The sequence below is a fragment of the Stenotrophomonas sp. SMYL89 genome (assembly GCF_036319985.1).
In the GTDB taxonomy this organism is placed as follows: domain Bacteria; phylum Pseudomonadota; class Gammaproteobacteria; order Xanthomonadales; family Xanthomonadaceae; genus Stenotrophomonas; species Stenotrophomonas maltophilia_Q.
The window spans coordinates 267,464-280,926 of the sequence record NZ_JAWIRW010000002.1 but is presented as its reverse complement, the minus strand read 5'-3'; the positions used below and the strand labels follow the sequence as shown (position 1 = coordinate 280,926).

Below are 13,463 nucleotides of genomic sequence, written 5' to 3'. Positions count from 1 at the left end.
GCTGCCAAATAAACACGCGACCCATACTCAGCTCACTGCTGGCTGAGCAGATGAGCAGATGAGCGATCATGCGACTTGAACACTCCGAGCTTTGATGCGCTGTTCCATCAACGGCCTCGCCCGGGGGCTTTCACTCTGCGAACGCATGGCGGTTTTTCTTCAAAATCCGACGCTTGCCCCTGATGCCGAAAAGTTTTAACGCGTTCTCGTTTCGGGTGTGATTGACTGCAAATGGCGGAGTCTTTAGGAATTTTCCTATGATGAAAAAGGACTGTTGGCGCTATTTTTTGAGTCGGATCGCTGCGATCCAAGGAAAGGGGTAAACAAATGGTATGGAAATACCTGATTTTGATCATCTCACTTCTTTGTCCGACCTACGCGAAATCGCAGGCCTTCCCTGTAACTGGTTTGGGCCAGTGCGTAGACTTCATCTCCGCTGCTTCCACCACGCTCACCTCCCAGATCCAGGCACATGTGGGGGTAAGGGCATACGGTCTTCCACCTAGTTACGACCCGCTGACGGCGAAAATATTGGTGCCACCATACTCTTGCGAAAGCAATGACTGGCCTGGTCTCTATAAAACTGTGGGCTATCTGAGTCATGAGCTTGGTCACCACGAGGCAGGTGTTCCCAATATTGATGCTCCGATCACCAAAGCCCAGTATGTTGAAAGGAATTGCGTGTGGGAGGCTAAGGCCGTAGTTAACAACGCGGTAGTGAGTGATCAGATTCGCGTGGCATCTGAAGGATTTGTTGAAGTCCCGTTGATTTCCGAGAACTCCGCTAAGCTATGGAGCATGTGGTCGGGTGGTGAGTCGTTGGTGGATATCGGGAAAGTTTTCTGCGATAACAATCATGTCGCGTCGGGAAAAACGTATACCAAGCAGCACGAGGACTACTACGATGCCAACTATCCTTGGTGATTTTGCTAGGGCGTCAGTGAAATCATTGCTGACCTTGCCTATGATTGTTCCGCTCGCCGCTGTAGCGGCAACCTCGCCCCCTCAGGCATGGAGTTCCGCGGCAAAAGCTTCGCAGCTCGAGGCACTCGATTACATCGAGAAGCTGGAGTTGGCGCGAAGTGCGGGGCCGGATGCCGCCGCTGATGCTTTGGGCATCAAAAACGGCTCGCTTGCTGAGGTCGCGACTGCTTTCGGGACTGTCCGGAATTTCGGCGGTATTGAGCTAGCTACCGAACTTGATCAACGATCAGGCCAGACTACGATCGTTGTAAGGGCATCGGGTGGGTGTATCGATCGGGACCTTGCGAAGGCAAAACTGGTACTTGGCAAGATCGTATGGGCGCCGCTGGCCGATTCACCGGCACCGGTTTTCGGTTACGCACATTTCCAAGGGGGCTCGGCATCCACGGTATTTTTTGACGCAACGGGTTCCAGATGTTTGACAGGCGTCAGGATCGAGGATCCGGCGAGATTAAAGGGGGCCATTGAAGCCGCTTACAAGCAAGAAGCGTCGAAGTAGATTCCCAATCCAGAGGGCTTGCCAAGCCGACGATGGGCCTGGCAAGCAAACTCTCGAAGGCACGTGCATCAATGGTGCCGAGAGATTCTAGAGGGTTTCCCTGCCTGAGGCCTTCAGCAAGCCTCTCTCCCATGACCTTTGGCCATGGGGCAGGGCACTCTACAGGCCTAGCATCGGAGGATTCTCCGCTGTTGGATGCTGCCCGATGAAGACCCGAGCCCTGGTGATGTCCCTGCTGTTCGCGCTGGCGGCCTCGCCTGCACTGGCGCAGACCTCGCCACCGGCCAACACGGCGGCGCCCGGCCTGCTGCGCATCGACGTGGACGCGCGCAACCTGGCCCGGCGCATCTTCAAGGTGACTGCCACCGTGCCGGCCAAGCCCGGCCCGATGACCCTGTTGTACCCGCAGTGGATTCCCGGCAACCATTCGCCCACCGGCCCGATCGACAAGCTGGCCGGCCTGCGCGTGACCGCCAACGGCAAGCCGCTGGCCTGGCAGCGTGACCAGTACAACGTCTATGCGTTCAAGGTGAACGTGCCCGAGGGCGTCAGCGAGATCGTCGCGCACTTCGACTTCCTGTCCTCGCAGGGTGGCAGCCAGGGCCGGGTGGTGATGACCCCGGAGATGCTCAACCTGCAGTGGAACGCCAACTCGCTGTATCCGGCCGGTGTCGATGCGCGCCAGCTGCAGGCGCAGGCCAGCGTGACGCTGCCCAAGGGCTGGTCATTCGCCACCGCATTGGAGACTGCGCGCCGTGACGGCGATACCGTGGTGTTCAAGCCGATCTCCTATGATCACCTGGTCGATTCGCCGTTGTTCGCCGGCGAGCACTACCAGCGCATCGATCTCGACCCGGGTGCGAAGGTGCCGGTGCACCTCAACGTGTTCGCCGACGAGGCCAAGTCGTTGAAGCCCACCGACGCGCAGATCACCTTGCACCGCGCGCTGGTGCAGCAGGCCGACAAGCTCTACGGTGCGCGTCACTACAACCACTATGAGTTCCTGCTGGCATTGACCGACCGTCTCGGCGGCATCGGCCTGGAGCATCACCGCTCCAGCGAGAACAGCGCCGATCCGGGCTATTTCACCGAGTGGGACAGCAACGCGTGGATGCGCGACCTGCTGCCGCACGAGTACACCCATTCCTGGAACGGCAAGTACCGTCGCGGCGCCGATCTGGCTACTGCCAATTTCAACGTGCCGATGGGCGACAGCCTGCTGTGGGTGTACGAGGGCCAGACCCAGTTCTGGGGCCAGGTGCTGGCCGCACGCTCGGGGCTGTGGTCGGTCGCGCAGGCGCGCGACATGCTGGCCAACGTGGCCGCCACCTATGATCGCGGTCGCCCGGGCCTCGCCTGGCGCCCGCTGCAGGACACCACCAACGACCCGACCATCGCCCAGCGCCGCACCCTGCCGTACCGCAACTACCAGATGAGCGAGGACTACTACTCCGGCGGCCAGATGCTGTGGCTGGAGGTGGAAGGCAAACTGCGCGAGCTGAGCGGCAACCGCCGCAGCCTGGATGACTTCGCGCGTGCCTTCTTCGGCGTCGGCAAGGGCGACTGGGACGTCAATCCGTACACCTTCGACGATGTGGTGGCGACCTTGAACGGCATCGCGCCGTACGACTGGTCGAGCTTCCTGCGCGGCCGCCTGGATGGCCACGGTTCGTTGAACGGAGGCCTGGAGCTGGCCGGCTGGAAGCTGGTCTACCGCGATACCCCGAACGATGCCTACAAGGCGCAGGAAAAGCGCGCCAAGGGGGCGCTGCTGGCCTACTCGCTGGGCGCGACCGTGCTCGACAGCGGCACGGTCGGTGATGTGATCTGGGACAGCCCAGCGTTCAACGCTGGGCTCGCGCCGGGCATGAAGGTGATCGCGGTGGGTGGCCGCGAATACAGCAGCCAGCGGCTGAAGGACGCGGTGGCCAGCGCGGCGAAGGACAAGGCACCGATCGTGCTGCTGGTGAAGCAGTTCGACCGGATCGAGACGATGAACATCGACTACCACGGTGGCCTGCAGTACCCGGTGCTGGAACGTATTGCCGGCAAGCCCGACCGCCTGGCCGACCTGTGGAAGGCGCGATGAAGCCGCGGGTGCGCGATGGTGTGATCCTGTTGATGGCGGTCCTCGCCATCGTCGGCGCGTTCCTGGATGGCGAGGGGCGTTGGCTGCACTGGCTGGCCAAGCCGGCAACCACGCTGCTGATCGCCGCCATCGCCTGGTGTGTGCGTGATCCGGCGCAGCCGTTCTACCGCCGCGCGGTGCTGGCCGGCATGCTGCTGTCGTGCGTGGGCGACATCGCGCTGATGCTGCCGATCGACGCGTTCGTGCCGGGCCTGGTCGCCTTCCTGCTGGCCCACGTCTGCTACATCGTCGCCTTCCGCGCTGGCCTGCGCGCCGGTCGTGGTCTGGTTGGCGCCAGCATGCTGCTGGGTGCCTTCGCCGTGCTCAACGTGATGGGCCTGTGGCCGCACCTGCCGGCGCCGATGCGCATTCCGGTGCTGGCCTACGTGGTGGTGCTCGCCTCGATGGCGGTGCTGGCGCTGGCGCGCGCATGGACGCGTCCTCAGGCGGCCGCGCCGGAACCGTGCAGTGCACGCTGGGCGGCAACCGGTGCCCTGCTGTTCGTGGCCAGCGATTCACTGCTGGCCTGGGACCGCTTTGCTGGCGGCCTGCCGCTGGCCAGCCTGCTGGTGTTGTCCACCTACTACGCCGCGCAGTACGCCATCGCCCGCTCGGTAAAATAGAAAAAGGGGACGGAGGGGATTAAGTCGTAACTGCCTTGATGCCGATGGCGACTTAATTCCCTCCGTCCCCTTTTTTGACGCTGCGCGCGATGCCCTGTGCATCGAACTGCAGGCGTGCCGATTCGCGGTCGCCTGCAACCTCGTCCGGCAGCCATGCCAGCTTGCCGGCCTTGCGCACGATCACGTAGACGTGGCCGACTTCCGAGGCCGGGTTCTGCAATGCGTTGCGTTGTTCCTGCAGTGCCTTGGCCACGCGTGGTACGGCATCGAAATCGATGTTGGCCAGGGGTGTGCTGCTGCGATGCAGGCTGATGGTCGGCGCGAACTGCTGCGGGTTCACCGGATTGCCCTTGCGCCACTGGCCACGTTCGAAGTGGTAGCTGTCGACGTGGTCCGGCTGCTGCGGATCGACCAGGTCCAGATTGATGCGGCCATCGTCGTAGAAGTGGATGCTGTGGAACACCGTCAGCCGGTGTCCGGACAATGCAGGCAACTGCTCCAGTGCCTGGCGTGCGCCCAGCAGGTACTCCGAATCGAACAGCCGGTTGCTGCGGTGGGGTATCGGGTCGGACTGCAGTCCGGGCGCCGTTGCCAGTGAGTCGGCCTGCTCGCGCGGCGGTTGCGATTCAGATGGCCTCGGCGGACGGTCGGGCTGCAGCGGATGTCCCAGCGTTTCGGCGATCGTTCCCAGTGCACCGCCGGCTACGGCCACGCCGGCCAGCACCAGCAGCACCAGCGAAAACACCCGTCGGGTGGAAGGAGGCCGCTTCACATGCCCTCCAGGCGCACGTTGCCGCGATCTTCCGGGTCGTACAGCAGCGTGACCTGCTCGCGGGGAAGGTTGGCCAGCTCGATCAGCGGGATGAAGCGGCGCACGCGGGCCTGCTGCACGTTGCCTTCGCGGTCGATGTATTCCAGCTGGAACTCCACCTGCGGTTGTTCGTTGAGGTAGGTGCCGGTCTGACGCACCTTCAACACCTTGGCCTCCACGCCGATGCCGCGGTACTTCAGCGCGTCACCGCGGGCATCGGCCTGCAGCAGCCGGCCGAGCAGGCGCAGGCCCAGCGCATAGCCACACAGCACCAGCGGGCACACCAGCAGGGGATGGCCGAACGACAGGAAGGTCCAGCCCAGCCCCTCGCTCTGCAGCCGGTAGGCAAACACATAGGCACTGGCCACCGCCACGATGCCGATCGCTGCGCCGACACCACGACGCCAGAGGCTGGCGACATCCAGTTCGGGCTGCGCCCCCTCCAGCACCACATTGGGGAACGCGCCCGGTTCGCGGCTCAGGCGAACCTCGAGGCGCTGGCCGGCAACGAAACGCTGCAGCTGCGGCTTGCTGTCGACCACCAGCAGCTGTTCCCTGATCGGCGTGGCCGACAGATTCTGGAAGGACAGCTGCAGTTTCCATTGTGCGAATCCACGCACGTGCACACCGGTCTGCTCGGCGTGTTCGATCAGCGCATCACGCAGTTCGCCATCGGCGAGGATCGAGCGAACGCGATGCAGGGCGCGCGGTGGGCCGAGCAGCAGGAAATGCAGGAAGGCGAACAGCAGAGAGAGCCATGCAGCCAGCGACAGTACAAGCAGCAGCAGGGACAGCCACGGCGCGCTGCGATCAGCCAGCGCTAACGGCCAGGAGGTGCCGAAATAGAGGATGCAGGGGAAGGGCAACGCGAAGAACAGCAGGAACGCGCCCCAGAACCAGAGATAGGCTTTCATGGGGGAGGTGGCAGGCCGGTGGAACAGGCCGCGTAGCGTACTACGCTCAGCGGAACTGCAGGGTAAGCAGGTAGTAACGGCCCAGTGGATCGTCCAGTCCCGGCATCTGCCCGCCATTGCCGTCCAGGTAGTTCACCGGCTGCGCATCAAGCACGTTGTGCACGTCCAGCGCCGCGATGACGCGCGGGCCCAGGCGGCGCGCCAGGTGCAGGTTCCAGCGCAGCTGGCGCGGATTCATGCAGTGGTTCTGTTCGATCTGCCGCTGCGGGCACTCGGCGCCGGGCAGCCATGCACGGGTGCGGCCCACCTGGTTGCCGCGCAGGGCGATGTCCCAGTTGCTGTTCTGCCATTGCACGTTCAGGACCGCCGCCATCTCGGGGGTGACATGCCCGCGCAGGTCGATCGCCGGTTCGTGGTCGCGACGACGGCGCAGCTCCTGCTGCTTCAGCGCGTCCAGCGAGAACATCCACTGGCCGTTGCTGCCGGTGTCGATCCGGTATTCGCCACGCAGTACCCAGTTGCGTGAGGTGGTACGGCCGATATTGTCGAACGACAGCCGCAGGCTGCTCAGGTTGCCATTCTCATCCAGCTGCCAGGTGTCACGGTTCCACACGGCATCGGCCGGCTGCAGCGCAAGGATCTCATTGCGCAGCTCGACGATGTTGTGGGTCAGCGACAGCGAGAACGCATCGCTGGGTGACCAGGTCGCCGCCAGCGAATGGCTGCGTGAGCTCTCGGCCTTGAGCGTGGTGTTCTCTTCCACGTCCACAGTGACCACGCAGCGGCCGTCGGGCTCGCTCTGTGCACAGGGCGGCAGTGCGCTTGAGGCGGGCAGGGTGAGGGTGCCGAACTGTCCTGGCGGCCGGCGCTGTTCGAACAGGCTGGGCGCGCGATAGCCGCGGCCGCTGGCCAGCAGGAACGACCAGTGCGGTGTGGGTGTCCAGCGCAGGCCGGCACGGGGCGAGAATGCCGTGTAGTCGCCGTCGTAGTCCCAGCGCGCGGCCACGTCCATGCGCAGCTCCGATGTGAGCGGCAGGCCCAGTTCCGCATACGCGCCGCCACTCTGCCGCGACAGGCGCCGCTGCTGCTGCGGCAGCCCCAGTGCCAGATCGCCCTGGCTCAGCAGGGTGTCCGGGTGGGACGTCCAGCGTTCATGGCGCAGGTCGATGCCGGTAGCCAGCTGTGCATTGCCGCCCTGCATCGGCACCAGCATCCGCTGTACGCCCCACCAGCCCTGCCACTGCTCGGTAAGTCCACGGTTGCGGATCGACGGGAACAGCGATGTTGCTTCATCCGCGGGCAATGCATTGAAGCCTGGCAGGAACCTGAGTGACTGCGCAGCCTCGATGAAGGGTTCGGCGCGCACGGTGCCCGGCGTGGACAGGGTGACGTCGCTGCGCTGCGCGCTGATGCCGGCGTCCCAACTGTGGCTGCCCTGGTCCCGGCCGATGCCCAGGGTGAGATCGGCGTCGGTGGCACGTACCTGGGGACGCACATTGCCGGCTTCCCGCAGGACGCTGTTGAAGGTGTAGCCGTACAGGCCGAGGGCGACGGCGGTCGGGCCCAGATCGAAGCGCTGCCGGTTGTGGCTGGCGCGGGCTTCGGCATAGACGTAGCGCCCCTGGCCACGCTCATGCCGGTAGCGCAGATAGGCCGAGGCGGTATCGGAGGCCGGTTGAAGTGAACGAGGGCGCGAACTGTCGAACCAGCAGGCGCCATTGCGTCGTTTCAATGGCCCGTCGCAGCGCGTAGCGGGCCAGTAGTCGCCATCGCGGAAGGCGCCGATCAGGTACTGCGACGTCTCTGCGTGCCAGTCACGCTGGTCCCCCGCCAGGTGATCGACGCGATGCAGGTCGATGCCTGCGAACCAGCGGTCCCCGTTCCCGCGCAGGCCTCCGGTGGCGGCCTGCACGCGGTACTGGCCAGCGTCGCCACGGCTGCTCAGGCCGGTCTGCAGCGTCGCCTCCGGGCCGTCGGCCTGGTCGCGCAGGATGATGTTGACCACGCCGGACATGGCATCGGCGCCGTAGATGGCTGAAGCACCGCCGCGAACCAGTTCGATGCGTTCGACAAAGCTGAGTGGAATGCCGCCCAGATCGGTGAGCCCGCCCTGCTCCAGCGACACCATCGGGTAGCGGGGCAGGCGCCGGCCATTGACCAGGAACAGCGTGGCGCGTGGTCCCATGCCGTCCAGGCTGGTGGTGGCGGCAGCACCGACAGGCAGGTACTGCGAATCGCCACTGCGTGCGCTGCTCATCGCGGGCAGTCCGTTCATGCCGGGCAGGTGTCGCAGCAGGTCGAACAGGCTGCCGTAGCCGCTGCGCAGGATATCTGCGCGATCGATCGTAGTCACCGGCAGGGTGGTCTGCACGGAGGTGCGCGGCAACCGGCTGCCGGTGACATGGATCGGCGCCAGGTCCACCTGGCGCGGCGATGGCGGGGGCGTGCGTGGGCGCGGCGCGACTGCTGCCGGAACCGGCGGGGCGGCCGCGGGCGCGACGCGGATGCGGCGGACCACGAAGCCTCCGGACGGTGTTCGAAGGATGGTCACCGGCATGCCGGCGACCAGCCGTTTCAGGGCCGATGCTGGATCGGCCAGGCCGTGGGTGCCGTTGGCACGGAGCCCCGCCAGTTCCCGGGCATCGAACACCAGGGCGATGCCGCTTTGCCGTGCCCATTGCTGCAATGCTGAAGGCAACGGGCCGGCGTCGATACGGTAGTCATGGGCCGCAGCGGAATCGCCTGCGATGGCGGCAGGCGGCGCGGCGACCAGCAGCGCCAGGCACAGCAGGGGGCGGAGCAGCCCCCACTGCAGCGTGCCTGGTCCTGCCATCACCGCAGGCCTCCTCAGTACGTGCGGCGCAGTTCCAGCGCGCCATCCGGGCGCGTCTGGCCAGCAATGGACCAGCCAAGTTCCAGCGCGGACAGCAACTCCTGTGCGTCACCTGCGCGGAACGTGCCGCTGACCGCCAGATCACTGATCTCAGGGTCAGCGATCACCAGCGGTGCATGGCCATAGCGGTTCATGCGTTCGACCACGATCGACAGCGGGGTGGCATCGAAGACCAGCTGCCCATGCAGCCAGCCCTCGGCGGCTGCCGTGGAGGACAGCGCTGGACCGGGCTGGATGCGCCCGGAGGGCAGTACCTGCAGTTGCTGGCCAGGGGCCAGCGTGTGCTGGGCGGCGCCGTTGCTGACTTCCACCGCGCCCTCCAGCAGCGCGACCTCGACCAGTCCATCGTGCAGGCGCTCAACCTGGAAGGTCGTGCCGATATCGCGGATCGTGCTGGTGCCGGCGCGCAGCTGCAATGCCTTGCTCGATGGCGCGACCTGCAGCTGCAGGCGGCCGCGTTCGAGGTCCAGCTCGCGGTGGCGCCAGCCGAAGCGCGCATGCAGCGTCGTGCCGGCATCGAGCATGGCCACGCTGCCATCGGGCAGGGTCAGCCGCTGTGCCTGATGCGTGTCATTGGCAAAGTGTTGCGGGGCAGGGTTGCCATCCACCGCTACCATCCAGCCCACGCCGATGGCCACGCAGATACCCGCGGCTGCGGCCGCAGCAGGCAGCCAGCGGCGCCGGGCAGGCCGTGCCGCGCGCGCCGCAGCCGTCCGCAGCCACGGGTCCGCAGCCAGGCCCTGGCCCTGCTGGAAAAGGTCTTCGGCCTGCACCCAGGCTTTGACATGGGCAGGGTCTTCAGCAAGCCAGTCTTCGAATGACTCGCGTTCGGCTGCGGTGCAGTCCGGAGCTTCCAGACGCGCCACCCAGGTGCTGGCGCGTGCGAACAGCGAGGCGTCTTCCCTATGCCGGTGGCTGCTCATTCGGTATCCCTGTCGTTGTGCAGCGGATCCGGTCCCAACTCCTGGCGCAGGCCCTGCAGGGCGCGGGCGATATGTTTTTCCACGGTCTTGGCTGTAATTCCACAGTGCCGCGCGATCTGCGTATAGCTCATGCCGGTGATCCGGTTGAGCAGGTACACCTCGCGCGCGCGCTCGGGCAGTTTGAAAAGGGCCTGCCGCAGCAGGGACAACATCTGCCCGGACTCTGCCTGGCGCAAGGGGTCCGGCGACGGGCTGGTGGGCTCGTCGTGACCATCATGCTCGGCCAGTGACAAGTGAGGTCGCGACTGCGGCGATCGGCCGCGATCGGCCAGGCGATTGCGCGCGATACGATACAGCAGCAGGCGCAGTTCGTCGGTGCCGTGCGCGCGATAGCGGATCAGCCGCTCCATGCAGTCCTGCGCGATGTCCTCTGCATCCTCCGGCCCGACGCCCCGTGTGCGCAGGAACGCACACAGTGGCGCGCGTTCCTCGCGTACGAACGCGATGAAGGCGTCCGCAGGCGCGGGTGGCTCCGGCGCGTGGTGGATCAGGGGGGACGGGACGGACAGGGCTGGCCTCGGCTGACGTTGGCGGATCCGCCTTCGAGTTTTACGCGACGATGACCGGATGGGGAAGAGTGTGTGGTGCTCCTCTCTCATTGTGAATGCATTCATTTTTCCCGGCCTGCCGGGCTGGGGGAGATTCCGGCGCTTTGCCGTTTGACTCCTTACCCGCGTGTTGCGGGTGGAGAGAGAGAACGTATGAAGCATTCGAAGTTGAGCCTGGCCCTGGCCGGGCTGATCGGCGTTGGCGCCATCGCGGCGGCAGATGACGTCATGGCAATGAGTTATCACGTGCAGGGGGATCGCATCTTCCTGAGCGGCGGGGTGACCTACGCCGACGTGGTATCGCTGCCAGCGTTGCTGGCCAAGGCGCAGGCCGAGGGCCGGCCGATCCGCGAAGTGGTGCTGCGCACCTCCAATGGCGGCGCGTTGATCGCCGGCGAGTGGCTGCAGGGCATCATCCGCACATCCGGCCTGAACACCATCGTGTCCGGCCACTGCATTTCGTCCTGCTCGATCATGCAGTCCGGTGGCGTCGAACGCTATCTGGCCGGTGATCTGCCAATCGTCGATTCGGTACAGATCCATGCGGCCAGCAACAGTGGCAAGGTGATCTACACGCCGTCGCCACGGATGACCCAGATCTACACCGGCAACTACGGCGGCGGCATGGACGCCGGGCTGCTGCACAAGGCCATGTATGAAGTCGTGCAACCCAACGGCTTGCTGGTATTCCGAGATCCGGCGCGCACCACGGGTACCTCGGTCACCTTCGACCCTGATGGCAGCGGCAGCAAGCTGGAGTCGTTCCCGGGCCAGGACATCTACAACAACAGGATCATCACTGCGAAGGGTTACCGCGATCCGGGCGATACGTTGAGTGTTACCGCCAACGTGAGCGGCGACATCAACCCGGGTTACCTGCGCACCGGTCGCCAGCTGCAGACCTTCGTCGATGATGATTTCGCGCGGTGGAACACCAACTGGCAGTCCAGCTACATCAACCTGGCGCAGAGCATCTACAACGCGTCCAGCAATGGTCCGCAGGGCATCGGCGCGAACTCGGTACAGGACTACCAGAAAGATCCGTACTACAAGGCCCTGCTGCTGTCGAAGCTGCGCCTGGGCGACCTGGACGTGTCCACGCTGGACGACTCGATGGGCGTGATCCGCGTGACCAACGGTGCCACCTGGCGAACCTCCGCGACCACCGGTGCCGACTTCATGCTGGTCGACAACGGCACCATCGCGCTGGAAGGCGGCGCCCTTCGCGCTTCGGAGGTGCGGGTGATGGGCGCAGGCATGCTGGTCGGCAATGGTGATGTGGCGGGCACCGCGATGGATCTCAGTGCGCTGGCCAGCGGCACCCGCCCGTCCTGGCGCGAGGATGGCTTCAACCGCCTGCGCGTCTACGGCACGCTGATGCCGCGCGGTGGCGACCTGGTCACCCATGGCTACGTCAACATCATGCCGGGCGGCAAGGTGCTGTTCGACGTGACCGAGAACGGCGGCGCCGGCAGTGGCCGCCTGCGCGTAGGCAGTTTCTTCGACAGCAAGCAGACCGACGGCGCGCTGGTGATCTCCAAGGGTGCCTTCCTTGAACTGAACGTGGCGCAGGGCTACTACGGCCAGGATTTCCGTCGCGATCTCGTGCAGGGCCCGATCTACCAGGGCGGCTTCGAAGACGTCGTGCGCCTGGGCGACACCGGCTACAGCGCCAACATCACCGGCGGCGAAGTGTTCCGCCCACGCCACAACTCGCTGCTGAGCTTCAACGTGAAACAGACCGCGGACGGCCTGTGGTTGACCGCCAACCCGGGCTTCGACCAGCTGGGGCTGTTTGCCAATGCTGTTTCGGGCGATGCCCTTGGCCGTGCGCTGGCGACCGCTTCCGATCGCAAGGATGGTGGCCTGAAGTCGCTGCTCGGCGCCTTGCAGTTCGCCGACCGTGATGTGATCGCACAGCAGGCCGGTGCCCTGCGCGGTGACGCGCACGCGAGCCTGCGCCTGGCCGACAATGCATTGGTGGGCAGCATTGGCAACGTGGTGCAGCAGCACCAGGCGGCGATGCGCAGTGGCGGCGATGCCGACGGCCTGGCCTCGCAGGCCGCGCAGTCGGTCTCGGCGCAGCCGGGCATGCGCCACGGCAGCCTGTTCAACCAGCTGGCCATGCATCTGGTCGAGCCGGCGGCGGGTGGCGGTGAAGGCAGTGGCTCTGGTCGCAACCATGGCCTGTGGGCGCGAGGTTTCGCCAGCCACGGCCGCATCGATGCCGACGGTGGCGTGGCCGGCTTGAGCCATAACATCGGCGGCGTCGTCGTCGGTGCCGATACCCGCGTTGCCGATGACCGCGTCACCCTGGGCGTCAGCGTGGCAGCGGCAGATATGTCGACCAAGGGCCGCGATGGTTCCGACTTCAGCGGTGACGTGCGCGCGCTGGACGTGGGCGGCTATCTGGACGCGACCTATTCGCGCGGCTATCTGTCGGCGGCGGTGCGCTATACCGACCTGCGTCATGACACCCGGCGCAGCGTGAGCGGCATCGACGGCCTGCAGCAGCCGCTGCGCGCCAAGTACAACAACGATGCGATCTCGGCACGGGTGGAACACGCGTTCTCGTTCACCACTGGCAAGGGCCTGGTGATCCAGCCGTTGTTGCCGGTGGTGGACTACGCGCGGACCTCGGCCACCCGCTTCAATGAAGGGCAGGGCGCGGGTGCGCTGGTGGGTCGCAGCGGCAGCCTGGAGAGCATCCGCGTGGGTGCGGGCCTGCAGCTGTTCAGGACCTTCGAGGGCGACAACGGCGAGCGCATCACCCCGCGTGCGCGCGTGGTCTGGCAGAAGGAGCTGGGCGATTCGCAGGCCCGCTACAGCACCGGCTTCGCCGCAGCACCGGACCTGGTGTTCGGCGCCAGCAGCCAGGCCGTGGGCGAGCAGGTACTGGCCTGGAACCTGGGCGTGACCAGCCGCGCCAGCGAACGCCTGTCGATCATGGCCGATTACGTGGGCGAGCGTCGTGACGGGCAGATCCAGAACGGCGTGATGCTGGGCCTGGGCTACCGGTTCTAAGTGGTACAGGGCACCGGCGACGTTCGCATCGCCGGTGCCATCCCCACGGACGCGTG

10 protein-coding genes are annotated in these 13,463 nt (G+C 65.5%); 5 read left to right on the top strand and 5 right to left on the bottom strand.

Annotated elements, in window-relative coordinates; all coding sequences use genetic code 11:
- Positions 1–327 precede the first annotated feature (327 nt).
- From V3B41_RS03990 to V3B41_RS03975, 4 genes are all read left to right on the top strand, one after another.
- Complete coding sequence (locus V3B41_RS03990; RefSeq protein WP_197632101.1) at positions 328–924, top strand: hypothetical protein; 597 nt, start codon at positions 328–330, stop codon at positions 922–924.
- Entirely contained in the window at positions 905–1,483 is a 579-nt protein-coding gene (locus tag V3B41_RS03985) for a hypothetical protein (RefSeq protein WP_152906559.1), read from the top strand. The genes V3B41_RS03990 and V3B41_RS03985 overlap by 20 nt, the downstream gene beginning before the upstream one ends.
- A gap of 205 nt (positions 1,484–1,688) precedes the next feature.
- Positions 1,689–3,572, top strand: a complete 1,884-nt coding sequence (locus V3B41_RS03980; RefSeq protein ID WP_329860156.1) for a peptidase M61 — start codon at positions 1,689–1,691, stop codon at positions 3,570–3,572.
- A complete protein-coding gene (locus tag V3B41_RS03975) occupies positions 3,569–4,234 on the top strand; it encodes a lysoplasmalogenase family protein (protein WP_197632100.1) in 666 nt (221 codons plus the stop codon). Before V3B41_RS03980 ends, V3B41_RS03975 begins: the two co-directional genes overlap by 4 nt.
- A gap of 52 nt (positions 4,235–4,286) precedes the next feature.
- Here V3B41_RS03975 and V3B41_RS03970 read toward each other — a convergent pair whose 3' ends face one another.
- From V3B41_RS03970 to V3B41_RS03950, 5 genes are read right to left on the bottom strand one after another with little or no spacing between them, the layout of a single operon-like run.
- A complete protein-coding gene (locus tag V3B41_RS03970; protein WP_049428538.1) occupies positions 4,287–5,006 on the bottom strand; it encodes a hypothetical protein in 720 nt (239 codons plus the stop codon).
- Positions 5,003–5,959 (bottom strand): hypothetical protein, encoded by a 957-nt coding sequence (locus V3B41_RS03965; RefSeq protein WP_329860154.1) that lies wholly within the window; start codon positions 5,957–5,959, stop codon positions 5,003–5,005. Before V3B41_RS03965 ends, V3B41_RS03970 begins: the two co-directional genes overlap by 4 nt.
- Before the next feature lie 46 nt (positions 5,960–6,005).
- A complete protein-coding gene (locus V3B41_RS03960; RefSeq protein ID WP_049428534.1) occupies positions 6,006–8,792 on the bottom strand; it encodes a TonB-dependent receptor in 2,787 nt (928 codons plus the stop codon).
- 14 nt (positions 8,793–8,806) lie between these two features.
- Complete coding sequence (locus V3B41_RS03955; RefSeq protein WP_049428532.1) at positions 8,807–9,775, bottom strand: FecR domain-containing protein; 969 nt, start codon at positions 9,773–9,775, stop codon at positions 8,807–8,809.
- Positions 9,772–10,281 carry an RNA polymerase sigma factor gene (locus tag V3B41_RS03950; RefSeq protein ID WP_080354990.1) on the bottom strand — a complete coding sequence of 170 codons (510 nt, stop codon included), beginning with the start codon at positions 10,279–10,281 and terminating at the stop codon, positions 9,772–9,774. The genes V3B41_RS03955 and V3B41_RS03950 overlap by 4 nt, the downstream gene beginning before the upstream one ends.
- 255 nt (positions 10,282–10,536) lie before the next feature.
- On the opposite strand from V3B41_RS03950, the gene V3B41_RS03945 reads away from it, so the two are divergent.
- Positions 10,537–13,407, top strand: coding sequence for an autotransporter outer membrane beta-barrel domain-containing protein (locus V3B41_RS03945; protein ID WP_049428529.1), 2,871 nt, complete (start codon positions 10,537–10,539; stop codon positions 13,405–13,407).
- Positions 13,408–13,463: the final 56 nt, after the last annotated feature.